This is a genomic window from Lysobacter soli (assembly GCF_003382285.1).
Taxonomy (GTDB): Bacteria; Pseudomonadota; Gammaproteobacteria; order Xanthomonadales; family Xanthomonadaceae; genus Lysobacter_J; species Lysobacter_J soli.
This window is the reverse complement of the sequence record NZ_QTJR01000010.1, coordinates 121,496-137,207: the sequence shown is the minus strand read 5'-3', so window position 1 is coordinate 137,207 and position 15,712 is coordinate 121,496. Positions and strand designations below refer to the sequence as shown.

Below are 15,712 nucleotides of genomic sequence, written 5' to 3'. Positions count from 1 at the left end.
CCTCCCCTGCTCCGCAGGGGAGGGTTGGGGAGGGGTGAAGTCCACAGCGGGGAACGAGAACGAAGGTAGTGCGCCCACCGCTGCATCGCCCCGTCCCGCCCTCACCCCAACCCCTCTCCCGCAGGCGGGAGAGGGGCTAGGACCGAAGGGGAGAAGGAAGCATCAGCTGCGTACCTGCCGCTGGTACCGCGCCGGCGTCACGCCGTAGCGCTGCGCGAAGGCGCGCGTCAGGTGCGCCTGGTCGCTCAGGCCGACGTCGGCGGCGACCTGCGCCGGCGCGGCGCCGTCGGCGAGCCGGCGCTTGGCTTCGAACAATCGCAGCGCCATCAGCATCTGCTGCGGCGTGGCGTCGTACTGCGTGCGGAACGCGCGCAGGAAATGGAACGGGCTCAACTCCGCGACCGCGGCCAGTTCGTCCAGCGTGAGCCTCCGCGCCAGGTTGTCGCGCAGGAACTCGACGACGCGCGCGAATCGAGGCGCCGCATCTCGCGACAGCGGACGCGCGGTGCGCGCCTGGTCGGCGAACGCATCGAGCAGCTCGAACAGCAGGCCGTCGAAGGCCAACGGCTCGTCCGTCCGCCACAGCGCATCGAGCAGCACGGTCACGCGCTTCGCACGCGCCGCGTCGTGTTCGACCGCATCGCGGAACCACAGGCCGCGTTGCCCCGTGACCGTCTCGACGACGTCCGCATCGATATACGCCATGCGATAGCGCCAGCCGCCGTCGGTTTCGGCACGACCGGTGTGCAGCACATCCGGATTCATCATCACCCGCGAATCCTGCGGCGCCAGATGGTCGCTGCCGCGATAGCGGAAACGCTCCACGCCGGTTTCGATCGCGCCGAGCCCGTAGGCTTCATGCGTGTGCGGCTCGAACGTGTGCCGCACGATATGCGCGCGATACAGCTCCACGCCATCGCGATGCGCCGGGCGGCGGAACTGCGCCCGGTCCAGCGGATGATCGAAATGTTCGGGCACGCCCTGCATGCCGTCGATCATGCCACGCGAGCGTTACGCGCGGCGTTTCGCCGGCGGCAGCAGCGCGTTCGTGGCCCGGCGCAGCTTCAGCGACAGCGTGTGGAAGCCCGCGCCGGTCGGATGCATCTCGTCGAACCACGCATCGGCCTGTCGCAGCGTGCCGCGCAGGTCGACGAAGGTGAACAGGCCGGAGAACTCCGCGCGCGCGGCCAGCGGCGCGAGCACCTGGTCGTGGAAGCCGTCGATCAGCAACGCGGCGAAGCGCTTCTGCTGCGCCACCTGCGGCAGCACGTGCGCGATGTTCGGCGCGATCCACGGTCCGATGTTGTCGCGCAGCAGCGCCGCCGCGCCGAGGTTGGCCACGGTCAGGCGCGCCGGTTCGCCCATGCGCTGGGGATAGTCGTAGGTGTGCGCGAGGATCGGCGTGTTCGGTCGCGTGCGCTTGAAGGCGCGCAGGAAGCGCTGGTACGCGCCGCGCACTTCCTCGAAGCGGCGCGAACGCTCGACGCGCGCGAACGCCTGCTCCGGCGTCATCGGCGATTGGCCGGCGAACAGACCCGTGAGGAAATCGGCGACGAAATCGTTTCCGCCCGCACTGATCAACACCGCATCGAACTCGAAGCCTTCGTACCAGTCGACGAGATCGGCGATGCGGCGTTCGGAGAAGATGTCGATCGCCAGATCGCCGCTCTTCTCGGTGCGGAAGAACAAACCGCCTGCGCCGAACTGGGGAACGCCGCGCTCTTCGTCTTCGGGCGTGGGGAAGACGAGCCAGTCGAGCAGGTTCATCGCCAGCGGCGTCGAGAACCACGAATCGCCCTCGCAGAAGAACACCGGCGTGCGCGCGGCCAGTTCCGGCTTGCGCTGCAGCGCGCGGTAGATGCGGCGGAATTCGCCGCGCTGGGTGGTGATGGTGGAAGGCATCCGGGCTTTCCTGTTCGCGACGTCCTTATGGCAGAACGCCGCGAACGGCCCGTGACGGCCGCGCCTACGGTTGCGGCGCTTCCACGCGCGCGGCGACCGGCGCGGGCGCGATCGCCCACACGCTGTTCGCCTCGCCCTCGCGCATGCGGCGCGCGGTGACGCGGGCCAGCCACGCGAAGCCGACGGCCATCGCAATCGCGCCGGCATCGATCGCAAAGAGCGCCCAATGCCCGGCAGCCGCACTCGTCCACCACCATGCGCCGGTGACGATGCCGTGCGCGAACGGAATCAGCGCGGTCGTGATCGCGGCGACCCACAGCAGTTCGTGCGCGGCGCGGATCGGCGGGCGCAATGCAGCCCACAGCGCGCACAGTGCCCACGTCGCGAAGCACGCGGCATTCACGCCGGATGCAAGCCCGATGCCCGACAGCGCCGGCAGCTGCAGCAACTGCGTTGCGATGAACGCGACGGAGATCGCCACGCACACGCCGATGCATACGCCCACCGTCGCGCGCGCCATCCACAGCTGCGCGCGGCCCTGTTCGGCCTGCCGACGCTTGCGGCGTGCCTCGATCCACAACAGGTTGCCCGAGTAGAACAGGAACGCGCCGCCGAGGCCGAGCAGGAAGTACAACCACTGCACCCACGCGTTGCCGTACTCGCCGAAATGCAGCGCGTACGCGGACGACAGCGTGGCGTGGTTCGCGTCGCGCTGGCCGGGCAGCTGCGTGGCGAGCGTCGCGCCGGTGTTCGCGTTCATCGCGACCGAACCCAGCGGACCAAGCGTGCCCGACGATTCGCCGGTGACTTCCACCGTCGCGTTCGCGTCGCCGGCGTTGGCGAGCTTGAGGTAGGCGGGCTCGAACTCTTCGATGCCCTGCTCGCGCGCGATGGCGACGCTGCGCTCGTGCCACATCGCGAGCGAGCCGATCTCCTGCTCGCGACCCGCGGGCGTGACGACCGGTGCAGTGTCCATCGCCGGACCGAGCGCCGTCATCAACTGGTTGCGATAGATCAGCGGATTGAGCGCGAGCATCGCGATCATCACCAGGCACAGCATCGCGCCGGTGACGGCGAACATGATGTGCATCGGCAGACTCAGCACGCCGATGACGTTGTGCGCGTCCTGCCACATGCGCTTGAGATTGCGGCCGGGACGCAGCGCGAACAGGTCGTCGACCAGTTTCGGCAGGTGGATCACGACGCCGGAAATCAGCGCCAGCCCGTACAGCAAGCTGACGATGCCCATCAGGTAGGTGCCGGCGACGGGAATGCCGAGCGAGTAGTGCAGCGCGTTGACCAGTTCCGACAGCGCGCCGCCGGGCATCTCGTCGAGGCCTTCGGGATGTTCGGTGGTCGCGTAGCGCCACGTGCCCGACGCGTCCTGCCAGTACGTGGCGGTGATCGGATACTCCTCGCCGGGAAACACCATGCCGACGTGCTTGCGCGACTCGGGATGGCGCGCGAGCGTTTCGTCCAGCAGCTGCTGAGCTTCGGCCAATGTCTGCGACGTGGCGTGCACGCCGTGCGGCGACTGCCATGCCTGCAGGTCGTGGTGGAAGATGGTGATCGCGCCCGCATAGAACGCCACGAACAGCGCGAAGCCGGCGACGAGGCCGACCCAGGTGTGCAGCGTGGTGAACGTGCGCAGCGTGCTGGAGGAAATCTTCATCGCGTCCTCATTCGACCCAGCGCAGCCACTGCAACAACCACAGCGCGCCCAACGAAACGATGGCCAAAGCACTCAACCACGCCCACGCGCGCTTTCCGCTGGCGAACTGGAAGCTCGCGCCCATCACCGCGATCCAGACGACGAAGAACGCGATGACTCCGGCGACGATGGTGCCCTGCCACGGGCCCGGCAACGCCCACGTGAGCAGGCCGACCAGTCCCGCCGACAGCAGGAAACCTGGCACGATCCCGGCGAACGCGCGCGCCCACATCAGCGTGTCTCTCCGTTGCCGGCCGGCGCAGTGCGCCACGCGAGGTAAGGAAACACCATCAAGCCGAGCATCCACGTCCCCAGCATCGCGCACAGCCCGGCGCCGACGCCGAGCTGCGCGATGAATGCCCACAGTGACGCCACGGCCAGCAGGCCGCCGACGAGCTTTCCGCGCGCTGCATGGCGACGCCACGACGGCCAGCGGCAATGCGGGGACGCGGCATACAGCGACGCCGCCGACCCCAGCGACATCGCGATGGCCATGATTGTGGCGAGCGGATTCATCGCCTCAGGTCACCACTGGTAGCGCGCGGTCGCGGTGACCGTGCGCGGATAGCCGTAGTAGCACCAGGTCCCGCTGTTGCAGGTCGCGATGTAGTCCTTGTCGCCGACGTTCTGCGCGTTGAGCTGCAGGCGCCACGCGCCGATGTCGTAATGCACCGACGCGTCGAACAGCGTGTACGACGGCGTCTGCCATGCGTTGTACGCATCGCCGTAATGCTCGCCGGTGTAACGCACGCCGGCACCGAAGCCCAGGCCCGACAGCGCGCCGCCGATGATCGTGTAATCGGCGCCGAGCGAGGCGACGTTCTCCGGCTGCAGCGGGATCTCCTTGCCCAGCGACAGCGGGTCGGTCGACTTCGTCACTTCCGAATCGGTGTAGGTGTAGGCGCCGTACACGCTCAGGCCGTTGCCGACGTTCCAGCGGCCTTCCAGCTCGACGCCGCGCACCTTCGTCTCGCCCTGCTGGATCGAGTACAGCGTGTGGTTCGGATCCACGACCAGCGTGTTCTCCTGCACCAGCTCGTAGGCGGCGATCGTGGCGAGCACGCGATTGCTGGCCGGCTGGTATTTCAGGCCGATCTCCGTCTGCTCGCCGGTGGTCGGCACGAACGCGGTGCCGAAGAAGTCGGTGCCGACGGTGGGCTGGAACGACTGCGACCAGCCGATGTACGGCGCGAAGCCGTTGTCGAAGAGGTAGTTCACACCGACGCGGCCGGAGAACTTGTCGTCGCTCTGGTGCGACTGCGCACCGCCGATGACTTCGTGCGTGTCGGTGCCGACCCAATCCTGGCGCGCGCCGAGCGTGACCACCCAGCGATCGACCTTCATCTGGTCCTGCGCGTACAGGCCGAACTGCGACTGCGTCTGGCGCGTACGCGAGGAGAAATCAGGCTCCACGATCGGCGAACCGTACACCGGCGCGAACAGGTCCAGCGTCGGCGCGCCGAACACGAATGCCGACGCGTAATCGTTGCGCGCGCGGCGGAAGTCCAGGCCGGTGAGCAGCGTGTGCTCCACCGCGCCGGTGCTGAAGTCGAACTGCAGCTGGTTGTCGACGCCGAAGGTCTTGCTCTCTTCCTCCGTATTCCAGAGGTAGCGCACGAGCGTGCGGTAATCGACGGGCTGGAACGTCACCGGATCGGCAAGCCAGCCGAACGCGCCGACCGACGTGCTCGGATCGATCTTCGTCACGCCGTAGCGCAGGTTCTGGCGGAACGTCGCGCCGCCGCCGAAGTCATGGAAGTACTCCCACCCCAGCGACGTCATCGTCTTGTCGTAATTGTTGAAGCCCGGCTCGCCGGTGAAGCGGTTGCGCGCGATGCGGCCGTTCGGGTTCGGCAGCAGCGTGCCTTCGGCCGGCAGGAAGCCGGCGCCGGCGACGGTGTCGTTCTTCTGCCAGCGCGCGAGCAGCGTCAGCGAGTTCGCTTCGTCCGGCTTCCACGTCAGCGCCGGCGCGATGAAATAGCGGTCGTCGTGCACGAAGTCGATTTCGTCGTCGCTCTGGCGCGCCAGCGCGGTGAGGCGGTACGTCCAGACGCCGTCGTCGGTAAGCCTGCCGCCGAAGTCGCCGGCGAGCTGGAACAGGTCGTACGTGCCGACCTGCACTTCGACCTCGCGCAGCGTCGCGTCGGTCGGACGCTTGCTCACGTAATTGACCATGCCGCCGGGCGGCATCGCGCCGTAGGCAACCGACGCCGGACCCTTGAGCACTTCCACGCGCTCCAGGCCGTACGGCTCGATGCGCGTGATCGACGTACCGCTGCCTTCCGCGAGCGCGAGGCCATCGAGGTAGCGCGCCGGCGTGAAGCCGCGCAGCAGCAGCCAGTCCGAACGCGGATCGCCGCCGTAGCCGCCGCCCTGCGCGCCGGCCGTAAACCAGATCGCCTCCTCGATCCCGTGGATCGCACGGTCCTTCATCTGCTGGTCGGTGACGACCGAGATCGATTGCGGGATCTCGCGGATCGGCGTGTCGGTCTTGGTCGCGGTGCCGGCGGTGCGGGCGATCGGCGCGCGCACTTCGACCGAATCCAGGTCCGTGGCGCTGGCGCCCTGCTGGGCGAACGCGGGCATGGCGGCGCCGGCGAGCATCGCGACGGCGAGCGCGTGGCGGATCGAGACCGGCAACGACCGGACGGCGGAGCGGTGGGAGCGCATCGGGAACCTTGAAGTGGAGGCTGGCCCTGGCCGGGAGCGCACGATGCGTGTCGCGCCGGTGGCCGGCAAATAAGAATCGTTCGCGATTGTAGGGCGTCCAACCGGGCCGAACAATCGAGCCGAAGTCTTCTGGTGCGCCGGCGGCACGTTGTGGCCGCACAAAGAAAAGCGCCGCGGTGGGGGCGCGGCGCACGGGGGAAAACCTGGCGATGTGGTGGGCGCGGGCGGTCGCCTTGGGACGACGCGTGCGCGGAGGTCAGCCGCAGCCGCAGATCGCGAGTTCGTCGTCGAACGACGATTCGGACGCCGCCTGCTCGCGCTTCGCGCGGGCGTGGCCCAGCGGTGCGAAGAAGCGCGCGGACGCGATGCGGTTGCCGTAGCCGGCGAAGCGCTCGTCGAGGTCGTCGAACGGGTGCGGCTCGGCCTGGTCGGCCTGCGGAATGAAGAGATTGGTGAAGACGTTCATGGCGTGCTCCCGGTGTGCGGCGGCCTGCGTGGCGTGGACAACTTCCTTGAGTGCGTTGCAAGATACGCCCGCGCCGAAGCCCGAAAAAGCGACGGTTCTGCAAGCCAGTCTTGAATCCGGTTCAAGAGTCGCCGGGGCACGAGGAGGTCGAATGAGCCGTCCGCCGTTGCAGGCCCTGCTGGGTTTCATCGCCGCCGCGCGCGCCGGGAATCTCACCCGCGCGGCCGAGTCGATGCACCTCACCGTCAGCGCACTGAGCCACCAGATCCGCACCATCGAGGAACGCCTCGATCGCCGCCTGTTCGTGCGCGGCGCGCGGGGCGTGAAGCTCACCGAACACGGGCAGGCGCTGTACGACCGCATCGCGCCGCACCTGGAAGCGATCGAACTGGCGCTCGCGCCGCGCCGCGTGCGTCGCGACGACGCGCTCGCCGTGACGCTGATGCCCTCCTTCGCATCGAGCTGGCTCGTGCCGCGCCTGCCGCGCTTCCTCTCGGCGCATCCGCAGCTGGAAATCAGCCTCCAGTCCAACATCGATCCCGTCGACTTCTCGCGCGAAACCGCCATCGACGCCGGCATCCGCTTCGGCCCGGGCAAGTGGCCGGGCGTGGAAGCGGTGCATCTGTTCGACGACTGGATGACGCCGACCGCGAGCCCGGCGCTGATCGAGCGCCTCGGCCGGCCGACGCTGGCCACCCTCAGCCAGTTCCCGCTGCTGGGCGCGCCCGGCGGGCGCTGGAGCGAATGGTTCGCGAAGTTCGGCGGGAAGCCGCCGGAGCGTTTCGTGGCCATCTTCGACGATTCGGAAAACCTGCACCGGGCGGCGGCCGAAGGCATGGGCATCGTGCTGGGACGCGTGACGCTCGCGCGGCCGCTGGTCGAGGCCGGGCACCTGGTCGAACTGTTCGACGAACGCCTGAAGACCGAATTCGCGCACTACCTCGTCTACCCGTCGCGCTCGCGCGACCACCGCGGGCTGGCGCGCTTCCGCGACTGGCTGCTGGAGGAAGCGGCGACGTACGCGGCCAGCGACGCGATGACGCCGCGTCGCGGCGGCGCTCCGAAGAAGGCCCCCGCCAAGACGCGCAAGGCGGCGTCCGTCAAAAGGACCCGTGCCGTCCGTTGATGGTGGCCGCCACGGGGTTGGGGGTAGTCTGGCCGCCCGTTCACCGGCCCCGTCCGGAGCCGGCACCGTCATGGAGACCTGCATGAAACGCCTTCTGCTTGCCGCCCTGGTTCCCGCCCTGCTCGTCGCGCAAGGCCCCATCCTCGCGCAATCCAAGACCAAGCCCGCTCCGAAGGCGTCGTCGGTCGCAGTCGAGTCGTCGCTGCAGGCCGCAGTCGACGCGCCGACGCGCGACGCGAAGAATCGCCTGCGCGATTCGTACCGCCATCCGGCACAGACGCTCGCGTTCTTCGGCGTGAAGCCCACGCAGACGGTCGTCGAGATCACCCCCGGCGGTGGCTGGTACACCGAGATCCTCGCGCCGTACCTCAGGAACGGTGGGCAGTACGTCGCGGCGATGTACGACCCCGCGATCGCCGGCCAGCCGCAGTACCGCTACCGCCAGAGCGAGGCGATGGCCAAGCGCCTGGCCGACACCGCCGTGTACGGCAACGCGAAGGTCCAGAACTTCGATCCGAAGGCGCCGAACTTCGGCGCCGCGGGCTCGGCCGACGTCGTGCTGACCTTCCGCAACGCGCACAACTGGGTGGACGACGGCACGGCCGATGCGTACTTCAAGGCGTTCTTCGACGTGCTCAAGCCGGGCGGCACGCTCGGCGTGGTCGACCATCGCGCCAAGCCGGGCACCGACCTGGAGAAGATGAAGACCTCCGGCTACCTCACCGAGGCGCTGGTGATCGAACTGGCGCAGAAGGCCGGCTTCAAGCTGCAGGAAAAGAGCGAGATCAACGCCAATCCGAAGGACACCGCCGACCATCCGAACGGTGTGTGGACGCTGCCGCCGACCAACCAGCACGACGCGAAGGACGACGCCAAGTACAAGGCGATCGGCGAGAGCGACCGCATGACGCTGCGGTTCGTGAAGCCCTGATGTGAAGGGTGGGGTCGGAGAGTGAGAAGTGAGGCAAGCGTGCTCATTCCTCGCTTCTCCACGCTCGCTCCTGCTCCAACATGCTCATCGCCCTCAACAAACCCTACGGCGTGCTGTGCCAGTTCACCGACCGCAGCACGCCGCCGCGCCGCACGCTGGCCGAATTCGGGCTGCCGCCGGACGTGTACGCGGCCGGCCGGCTCGACCACGACAGCGAAGGCCTGCTGCTGCTCACCGACGACGGCGCGCTTGCGCACCGGCTAACCGATCCGCGCCACAAGGAGCCCAAGACGTACTGGGTGCAGGTCGAAGGCGAACCGTCGGATGCGCAGATCGGGGCGTTGCGACGCGGCGTCGTGCTCAACGACGGCCCGACGCGTCCGGCGAAAGTGCAACGCCTCGACGCGCCGGCGCTGTGGCCGCGCGATCCGCCGGTGCGCTTCCGCAAGACCGTGCCCGACGCATGGCTTGAAATCACCATCAGCGAAGGCCGCAACCGGCAGGTTCGCCGCATGACTGCTGCGATCGGGCTGCCGACGCTGCGGCTGGTGCGCGTGGCGATCGGATCGCATCGCCTCGATGGTTTGACGCCGGGGCAATGGCGCCAGCTGTAATCGCGATGCGCCGCCGTGACGGCGCGGCGTGCAGGATGCATCGGCCGGCTTGAGCGCGATCAAACAGCGCGCGCGGCGACGCGAAAGCATTGCCGCCCCCGCCACGACGGAACCGCCATGGATTTCCTCGACAACCTCCTGCTGAACACCGACAGCTACAAGGCCAGCCACTGGCTGCAGTACCCGCCGGGCACGGACGCGACGTTCTTCTACGTCGAGTCGCGCGGCGGGCTGTACGACCGCACGGTGTTCTTCGGGCTGCAGTCGATCCTCAAGCAGGCGCTCGCACGTCGCGTCACGCGCGACGACATCGACCAGGCGCGCGAGTTGTTCGCCGCGCACGGCGAGCCGTTCAACGAAGCCGGCTGGCGCGACATCGTCGACCGCCACGGCGGTCGCCTGCCACTGCGCATCCGCGCCGTGCCCGAAGGCACGGTCGTGCCGACGCAGCAGGCGCTGGTGACGATCGAATCGACCGATCCGCGCGCGTTCTGGGTGCCGTCGTACATCGAAACGCTGCTGCTGCGGCTGTGGTATCCGGTGACGGTCGCCACGGTGAGCTGGCATGCGAAGCAGACGATCCGCGGCTTCCTCGAACGTACCAGCGACGATCCGGAAGGCCAGTTGCCGTTCAAGCTGCACGACTTCGGCGCGCGCGGCGTGTCGAGTGCGGAGTCGGCGGCAATCGGCGGGCTGTCGCACCTGGTGAACTTCATGGGCACCGACACGGTGTCCGGCCTGCTCGCGGCGCGCGCGTGGTACCACGAGCCGATGGCGGCGTTCTCCATCCCCGCGGCCGAGCACAGCACGATCACCGCGTGGGGTCGCGAACGCGAAGTCGACGCCTATCGCAACATGCTCCGGCAGTTCGCCAGGCCCGGCGCGATCGTCGCGGTGGTCTCCGACAGCTACGACATCTTCCGCGCCGTGTCCGAACACTGGGGCCGCACGCTGCGCGAGGAGGTGATCGCCTCCGGCGCGACAGTGGTGATCCGGCCCGATTCGGGCGATCCGGTCGCGGTCGTCCACGAATGCCTGCGCCGGCTCGACGAGGCGTTCGGCCACGTCGTCAACGGCAAGGGATTCCGCGTGCTCAACCACGTGCGCGTGATCCAGGGCGACGGCATCAACCCCGACAGCATCCGCGCGATCCTCGAACGCGCCACCGGCGCCGGTTATTCCGCCGACAACCTCACCTTCGGCATGGGCGGCGCACTGTTGCAGCGCGTGGATCGCGATACGCAGAAGTTCGCGCTGAAGTGCTCCGCCGCGCGCGTCGACGGTCGCTGGATCGACGTCTACAAGGAACCGGTCACCGATCCCGGCAAGACCAGCAAGCGCGGCCGGATGACGCTGGCGCGGCATGTCGAATCGGGCGAATACCGCACGGTGGCGTTGCCCGATGGCGCGCTGTCGCTCGATGAGGCGAACGCGCCGGCCGGCTTCGAGGACGCGCTCGTCACCGTGTGGGAGAACGGCGAGCTGCGGCAGGACTGGACACTCGCGCAGGTGCGCGAGCGCGCCAACGCCGCGCGGCTCTAGCGCGCGGCGGTTTTCCCGGGCTCGTCTTCATCCGGCGCGTTGTGCGCCGTTTCCGCCACCGGGACCGAGTTCGCGCCCGGCCGCGTGAGCAGCAGCACGCCACCCAGCACGACGGCCGTGCCGACCAGCTGCACGGCGGTGACCGGCTCGCCCAGCAGCCACGCGCCGAGGAACACCAGCGACACCGGCCCCAGCACCGACATCTGCGCGGCGGTGCCGGCGCCCAGGCGCGCGACGGCGCCCATCGTGAAGGTCACGGGCAGGAAGGTGCAGAAGAACGCGTTGATCGCCGCCAAGCCGTAGACCGGCATCGGCAGTTCGAACAGGTGCGAGGGGTCGCGCGCGATCAGGTAATGCGTGAGCGTCGCCGCGGTCGAGATCGTCATCGCATACGCCACCAGCCGCAGCGAGCCGATGCGCTTGATCAGCTGGCCCGACATCGACAGGTACAGCGCGTAGCTCAGCGCGGCGCCCAGCACCAGCGCGCTGCCGAGCAGGATGTGTTCGCCCTGCACGCGCAGGTTCTCTACGAACACCAGCGATACGCCGGCATAGCTCACCGCCAGCGCAACCCATTCGCGACGCGCGACGCGGCGCTTGAACGCGAACACGCCGATCAGCAGCACGAAGGTCGGGTTGAGGAACAGGATCAGCCGTTCCAGCGAGACCGGCACGTACTCCAGGCCCCAGAAATCCAGCAGGCTCGAGAGGTAATAGCCGAGCACGCCGAGGATCACGATCAGGCCGAAGTCGCGTCGCGTCATCGGGGCGCGTTCGGGACGGCGCGACTCGCGGATGCCGAGCGCCACGAACAGCGGCAGCGACAGCAGCATCCGCAGCGCGAGCACGTCGAGCGAATCCACGCCGTAGCGGTACTGGAACTTCGCCAGGATCGCCTTCGCCGAGAACAGGATCGCGCCGGTGGCGGCCATCGCCAGGCCGACGCGGCGTGCGGCCTGTGGGTGCGCGGTTGCGGTGGTCGCGCTCATTCGGCGCTCGCGTCGTCGAGCTGCTTCAGCTGCGCCGCGCCCAGCGACAGGCGCGCCGCGGCGAGCAGTTCGTGGAGCTGTTCGACCGTGGTCGCGCTCGCGATCGGGGCGGCGATCGTCGGCTGCGCCATCAGCCAGGCCAGGGCGACCCGCGCCGGTGTGGCGCGCAGGTCGACGGCGACATCGTCCAGCGCCTGCACGATGCGCAGCCCGCGCGCGTTGAGGTACTTGCCGATGGCCCCGGCGCGCGCGGCGCTCTTGCCGACGTCGGCCTCGCTGCGGTACTTGCCGGTGAGGAAACCGCTGGCGAGCGCGTAGTACGGGATCACCGCGACCTCGCGTTCGCGCGCCAGCGGCTGGAGCTCGGCCTCGAAGCCGGCGCGGGCGTAGAGGTTGTACTCGGGCTGGAGCGTCTCGAAGCGCGGCACGCCGTCGCGTTCGGCGACGTCCAGCGCCTCGCGCAGGCGCGCGGCGGAGTAGTTCGAGGCGCCGATCGCCCGCACCTTGCCCTGCTCGATCAGCCGGGCGAACGCGCCCAGCGTGTCGGCCAGCGGCGTCGCCGGGTCGTCCTCATGCGCCTGGTAGAGGTCGATGACGTCGGTCTGCAGTCGGCGCAGCGAGCCTTCGACCGCGGCCTGGATCGTCGCCGGCGCGAGGCCGCGGTGGCGTTCCCACTTGCCGACCTTGGTCGCCAGGGTCACGCGCGCGCGCTTGCCGCTGCGCTGGAACCACCGGCCCAGCAGCGTTTCGGACTCGCCGCCCTCGTTGCCCGGCACCCAGTACGAGTACGAATCGGCGGTATCGACCAGGTCGAAGCCGGCGTCGACGAAGGCGTCCAGCAGGGCGAAGGTCGCGGTCTCGTCGGCGCTCCAGCCGAAGACGTTGCCGCCGAGTGCGAACGGGGCGACACGCAGGCCGGATCGGCCGAGGGGGCGAAGGGACGGCGTCATGGGGGAAACTCGGCCGAGTAGGGGGTCACATGATGCGATGCGTTCTAGGCCGCAGGGGCAATCGACCTGTAGCGCGACGTTGCGGATCCTGCCTCTTTGCCGGATCGGCTCGGCGCCCAACCGCCTTCCGGGGGACATGATGTCGGCAATCGCCCGCCTTTCTGATACCGTTTGTCCCAATGAAACCGCGGCGCGAAGGGGGTCGACGCTGCCCCGGGGACAGGGACGCAGCATGGTCGTAGCCGCTGGCAATTCGGGCCGAATCCTGGTCGTCGACGACCAGAACGTGAACCTGCGCGTGGTCGGCACCCTGCTGGCCCGCCAGGGCTACGAAGTCGTGTCCGCCAGTTCCGGCGAGGAAGCGCTCCAGCGCTATCTCGAAAGCCCGCCGGACCTGATCCTGCTCGACATGATGATGCCCGGCATGGACGGCTTCGACGTCATCGCCGCCCTGCATGAGCTCGGTCCGCTGCAGGTGCCGGTGGTCTTCGTCACCGCCGCCCACGATCGCGACCTGCTGCTGCGCGCCTTCGACGCCGGCGTCGTCGATTACGTCACCAAGCCCTTCCTGCCCGAGGAACTGCTGGCGCGCGTCAACGCGCACGTCGGCCTGAAGCTCACGCGCGACCGCCTCGAACGCGTCGCCCGCGAGCGCGAGGAACTGGTCAACCTGGTCGCGCACGACCTGAAGAACCCCCTGAGCAGCGTGGTCTTCGCCGCCGAACTGCTGCGCAGCGGCCTGTGCAAGGCCGAGCGCATTCCGCGCTACCTCGAGATGATCCACGAGAGCGCCGACGACGCGCTCGGCTACATCCACCATTACCTGGAAAGCCAGTCCGACAAGCTCGCCGACGAAGACACCGGCGGCGGTCGCGCGGACCTGGCCGAAATCCTCGGCTGGCTGCACAAGCGCTACGAAATGCAGCTGGAAGCTCGCGGCATCCGGGCCGAGTTGCGCCTGCCGGAAACGGCCGCGCAGGTGAGCATCCACCCGCGCGTGCTGCGCCAGGTGGCGGAAAACCTCGTCACCAACGCGATGAAGTACGCGCCCGATTCCGAACTGCTGCTCACCGCGCGCGCGGGTGCGCCGGGCTACTGGCAGCTGGTCGTGGCCGATCGCGGCCCGGGCATTCCGCCGGATCGCGAGAAGGAGCTGTTCAAGCCGTTCGTGCGCCTGCACGACGATCCGCGTTACGACGGCCTGTCGAGCGGACTGGGCCTGTCGCTGGCCAAGCGCATCGTCGCGCGCGCCGGCGGTCAGCTCTGGTACGAAGCACGCCGCAACGGCGGTGCGCGCTTCATCATCGAACTACCGGAAGCGCCGACGCCTGTGATGGCGTGACTCCTGCCCGTCATTCCCGCGTTCGCGGGGATGACGTCTGCCCAACATCAAACCCTCCCCGGATCGGGGAGGGTCGGGCTGTCTACAGGTTCAGTGCTCGACGCGCGACTGCTGGCGCGAGGACGCATTGCGGCGCGGCGTCGGCGCGCGACGGCCGGAGCCGCGACGCGCTTCAACGCGGCGCGAGCTGCCTTCGATCGCGTGCTCGTCCTGTTCTTCCTCGACGCGGCGGGCACGACGCTTGGCGGCGTACCAGAGCAGGCCGGCGCCGGCGACGGCAGCGGCGATCAGCACCGGGTTGCGGCGCACGAAGCCGCCCGCCACGCGCGCGCCGCCCTTCAGGGCGCCGAGCTTCGCGCCGGCGTCCAGCCACTGGCCGGCGCTGTGGGTCATCGCGGGAACCGAGTGGCGCAGGCTGTCGCCGGCGCTGCGGAGGTTGTCGCCGACCAGCGAGGCCAGGTCGAGCGCGCGTTCGGGGATCGAAGTCAGCTTCGTCATGATGTACAGCCCGTTTCGGGAACGGGGTCCAGTGTCGGCAAGCCATCGTTGAAACAGCGTGATCGGGCGCGGAAGTTGCCCGCCCCCGGCTGAATGCCGATGATGGCCGCCACCACCGTCGAGCACGCATCGCCATGATCCGCATCCTGCCCAACGTGCTCTCCGCGGCCGAATTGCAGGCGGTACGCGAGCTGCTGCCGCAGGTGCGCTTCGCCGACGGCCGGATCACCAATCCCGACTCGACCATCAAGCAGAACCTGCAGGCGCCGCAGGAAGACCCGGCGAACCAGCGCATCGCGCTGATCGCGCGCGATGCGTTGATGCGGTTCGGCGAACTGCGCGTGTTCGCGCAGCCGCGCACGATGGCGCGCACCACGGTGGTTCGCTACGAGCCCGGGATGAACTACGGCTGGCACGTGGACGAGGCGCTGTTTCCGTCGACGCCGCCGATTCGCAGCGACCTGTCGTGCACGTTGTTCCTGAACGATCCGTCCGAATACGACGGCGGCGAGCTGACCATCCAGCTCGGCGCGCAGGAGCTGGCGTACAAGCTCGAGCCGGGCAGCGCGATCCTGTATCCGTCCACCACGATCCACCGCGTCACGCCAGTGACGCGCGGCGTGCGCATCGCCGCGATCACCTGGCTGCAGAGCTGGGTCGCCGACAGCAACCAGCGCGAACTGCTGGTGCAGCTGGAGGAAGCCCGTGGCCTGGCCGCCAGCGGGGGCGATCGCCAGCGCCTGCAGGTGTTGCTGGAGTCGCTGCGGACGAATCTGTTCCGGATGTGGGCGGATACGTAAGCGCCGCATCTGGGCTTTGAGCCGTCATCGCGGCGAAAGCCGGGATCCAGGCCCATAGCGTCCGGGCACTCTCTGCACTGCGAACCACGCCGTCGTCATTCCAGCGAAAGCTGGAATCCATTTTGATTTTCGAAGCGGCGTTTAAGCCCAAGCGAAGCAACAGCGCAGCGC

General features: G+C 68.8%; 16 protein-coding genes. 6 read left to right on the top strand and 10 right to left on the bottom strand.

Annotated elements, in window-relative coordinates:
- Positions 1-162: 162 nt before the first annotated feature.
- The 7 genes from DX912_RS13895 to DX912_RS13865 all read right to left on the bottom strand — a co-directional run bounded on the left by DX912_RS13895 (position 163) and on the right by DX912_RS13865 (position 6,749).
- Complete coding sequence (locus tag DX912_RS13895) at positions 163-999, bottom strand: AraC family transcriptional regulator (RefSeq protein ID WP_233433592.1); 837 nt, start codon at positions 997-999, stop codon at positions 163-165.
- A 12-nt stretch (positions 1,000-1,011) separates the two neighbouring features.
- The gene (locus DX912_RS13890) at positions 1,012-1,902 is read right to left on the bottom strand and encodes an SGNH/GDSL hydrolase family protein (protein ID WP_115843243.1); all 891 of its coding nucleotides are present in this window, start codon (positions 1,900-1,902) and stop codon (positions 1,012-1,014) included.
- A 64-nt stretch (positions 1,903-1,966) separates the two neighbouring features.
- Positions 1,967-3,574, bottom strand: a complete 1,608-nt coding sequence (locus tag DX912_RS13885) for a PepSY-associated TM helix domain-containing protein (protein ID WP_115843241.1) — start codon at positions 3,572-3,574, stop codon at positions 1,967-1,969.
- A gap of 7 nt (positions 3,575-3,581) precedes the next feature.
- Positions 3,582-3,845, bottom strand: coding sequence for a hypothetical protein (locus tag DX912_RS13880; protein WP_115843239.1), 264 nt, complete (start codon positions 3,843-3,845; stop codon positions 3,582-3,584).
- Positions 3,845-4,129: a hypothetical protein gene (locus DX912_RS13875; RefSeq protein ID WP_115843237.1), complete on the bottom strand. Its 285-nt coding sequence runs from the start codon at positions 4,127-4,129 to the stop codon at positions 3,845-3,847. Before DX912_RS13875 ends, DX912_RS13880 begins: the two co-directional genes overlap by 1 nt.
- Before the next feature lie 9 nt (positions 4,130-4,138).
- On the bottom strand, positions 4,139-6,283 hold the full coding sequence (locus tag DX912_RS13870) for a TonB-dependent siderophore receptor (protein ID WP_115843235.1): 2,145 nt from the start codon (positions 6,281-6,283) through the stop codon (positions 4,139-4,141).
- 256 nt (positions 6,284-6,539) lie between these two features.
- On the bottom strand, positions 6,540-6,749 hold the full coding sequence (locus DX912_RS13865; protein WP_115843233.1) for a hypothetical protein: 210 nt from the start codon (positions 6,747-6,749) through the stop codon (positions 6,540-6,542).
- A 151-nt stretch (positions 6,750-6,900) separates the two neighbouring features.
- Between DX912_RS13865 and DX912_RS13860 the strand changes: the two genes are divergently transcribed.
- The 4 genes from DX912_RS13860 (at position 6,901) to DX912_RS13845 (ending at position 10,962) form a co-directional block, all read left to right on the top strand.
- Positions 6,901-7,875: a LysR substrate-binding domain-containing protein gene (locus tag DX912_RS13860; RefSeq protein WP_115843231.1), complete on the top strand. Its 975-nt coding sequence runs from the start codon at positions 6,901-6,903 to the stop codon at positions 7,873-7,875.
- A gap of 82 nt (positions 7,876-7,957) precedes the next feature.
- Complete coding sequence (locus DX912_RS13855; RefSeq protein ID WP_115843342.1) at positions 7,958-8,806, top strand: class I SAM-dependent methyltransferase; 849 nt, start codon at positions 7,958-7,960, stop codon at positions 8,804-8,806.
- A gap of 80 nt (positions 8,807-8,886) precedes the next feature.
- Entirely contained in the window at positions 8,887-9,420 is a 534-nt protein-coding gene (locus DX912_RS13850; RefSeq protein ID WP_115843229.1) for a pseudouridine synthase, read from the top strand.
- A gap of 117 nt (positions 9,421-9,537) precedes the next feature.
- Entirely contained in the window at positions 9,538-10,962 is a 1,425-nt protein-coding gene (locus tag DX912_RS13845; protein WP_115843227.1) for a nicotinate phosphoribosyltransferase, read from the top strand.
- Here the strand turns inward: DX912_RS13845 and DX912_RS13840 are convergent.
- Together DX912_RS13840 and DX912_RS13835 are read right to left on the bottom strand one after the other, a co-directional pair.
- Entirely contained in the window at positions 10,959-11,951 is a 993-nt protein-coding gene (locus DX912_RS13840) for a DMT family transporter (protein WP_115843225.1), read from the bottom strand. The two genes, DX912_RS13845 and DX912_RS13840, sit on opposite strands and share 4 nt — an antisense overlap.
- Complete coding sequence (locus DX912_RS13835) at positions 11,948-12,901, bottom strand: aldo/keto reductase (protein ID WP_115843223.1); 954 nt, start codon at positions 12,899-12,901, stop codon at positions 11,948-11,950. The genes DX912_RS13840 and DX912_RS13835 overlap by 4 nt, the downstream gene beginning before the upstream one ends.
- Positions 12,902-13,133: 232 nt before the next feature.
- On the opposite strand from DX912_RS13835, the gene DX912_RS13830 reads away from it, so the two are divergent.
- Positions 13,134-14,243, top strand: a complete 1,110-nt coding sequence (locus DX912_RS13830; RefSeq protein WP_181902838.1) for a hybrid sensor histidine kinase/response regulator — start codon at positions 13,134-13,136, stop codon at positions 14,241-14,243.
- Between the two features lie 90 nt (positions 14,244-14,333).
- Here DX912_RS13830 and DX912_RS13825 read toward each other — a convergent pair whose 3' ends face one another.
- On the bottom strand, positions 14,334-14,741 hold the full coding sequence (locus DX912_RS13825; protein WP_115843219.1) for a hypothetical protein: 408 nt from the start codon (positions 14,739-14,741) through the stop codon (positions 14,334-14,336).
- A gap of 134 nt (positions 14,742-14,875) precedes the next feature.
- Between DX912_RS13825 and DX912_RS13820 the strand changes: the two genes are divergently transcribed.
- Positions 14,876-15,541, top strand: coding sequence for a Fe2+-dependent dioxygenase (locus DX912_RS13820; protein WP_115843217.1), 666 nt, complete (start codon positions 14,876-14,878; stop codon positions 15,539-15,541).
- Positions 15,542-15,712: the final 171 nt, after the last annotated feature.

What these genes read in the sequence shown, in the direction of transcription:
- DX912_RS13830 (WP_181902838.1), top strand. Translation starts at nt 13,134, where the DNA reads ATGGTCGTAGCCGCTGGCAATTCGGGCCGAATCCTGGTCGTCGACGAC.
- DX912_RS13835 (WP_115843223.1), bottom strand. Translation starts at nt 12,901, where the DNA reads ATGACGCCGTCCCTTCGCCCCCTCGGCCGATCCGGCCTGCGTGTCGCC.
- DX912_RS13855 (WP_115843342.1), top strand. Translation starts at nt 7,958, where the DNA reads ATGAAACGCCTTCTGCTTGCCGCCCTGGTTCCCGCCCTGCTCGTCGCG.
- DX912_RS13845 (WP_115843227.1), top strand. Translation starts at nt 9,538, where the DNA reads ATGGATTTCCTCGACAACCTCCTGCTGAACACCGACAGCTACAAGGCC.
- DX912_RS13825 (WP_115843219.1), bottom strand. Translation starts at nt 14,741, where the DNA reads ATGACGAAGCTGACTTCGATCCCCGAACGCGCGCTCGACCTGGCCTCG.
- DX912_RS13880 (WP_115843239.1), bottom strand. Translation starts at nt 3,845, where the DNA reads ATGTGGGCGCGCGCGTTCGCCGGGATCGTGCCAGGTTTCCTGCTGTCG.
- DX912_RS13865 (WP_115843233.1), bottom strand. Translation starts at nt 6,749, where the DNA reads ATGAACGTCTTCACCAATCTCTTCATTCCGCAGGCCGACCAGGCCGAG.
- DX912_RS13850 (WP_115843229.1), top strand. Translation starts at nt 8,887, where the DNA reads ATGCTCATCGCCCTCAACAAACCCTACGGCGTGCTGTGCCAGTTCACC.
- DX912_RS13890 (WP_115843243.1), bottom strand. Translation starts at nt 1,902, where the DNA reads ATGCCTTCCACCATCACCACCCAGCGCGGCGAATTCCGCCGCATCTAC.
- DX912_RS13885 (WP_115843241.1), bottom strand. Translation starts at nt 3,574, where the DNA reads ATGAAGATTTCCTCCAGCACGCTGCGCACGTTCACCACGCTGCACACC.
- DX912_RS13870 (WP_115843235.1), bottom strand. Translation starts at nt 6,283, where the DNA reads ATGCGCTCCCACCGCTCCGCCGTCCGGTCGTTGCCGGTCTCGATCCGC.
- DX912_RS13840 (WP_115843225.1), bottom strand. Translation starts at nt 11,951, where the DNA reads ATGAGCGCGACCACCGCAACCGCGCACCCACAGGCCGCACGCCGCGTC.
- DX912_RS13820 (WP_115843217.1), top strand. Translation starts at nt 14,876, where the DNA reads ATGATCCGCATCCTGCCCAACGTGCTCTCCGCGGCCGAATTGCAGGCG.
- DX912_RS13875 (WP_115843237.1), bottom strand. Translation starts at nt 4,129, where the DNA reads ATGAATCCGCTCGCCACAATCATGGCCATCGCGATGTCGCTGGGGTCG.
- DX912_RS13895 (WP_233433592.1), bottom strand. Translation starts at nt 999, where the DNA reads ATGATCGACGGCATGCAGGGCGTGCCCGAACATTTCGATCATCCGCTG.
- DX912_RS13860 (WP_115843231.1), top strand. Translation starts at nt 6,901, where the DNA reads ATGAGCCGTCCGCCGTTGCAGGCCCTGCTGGGTTTCATCGCCGCCGCG.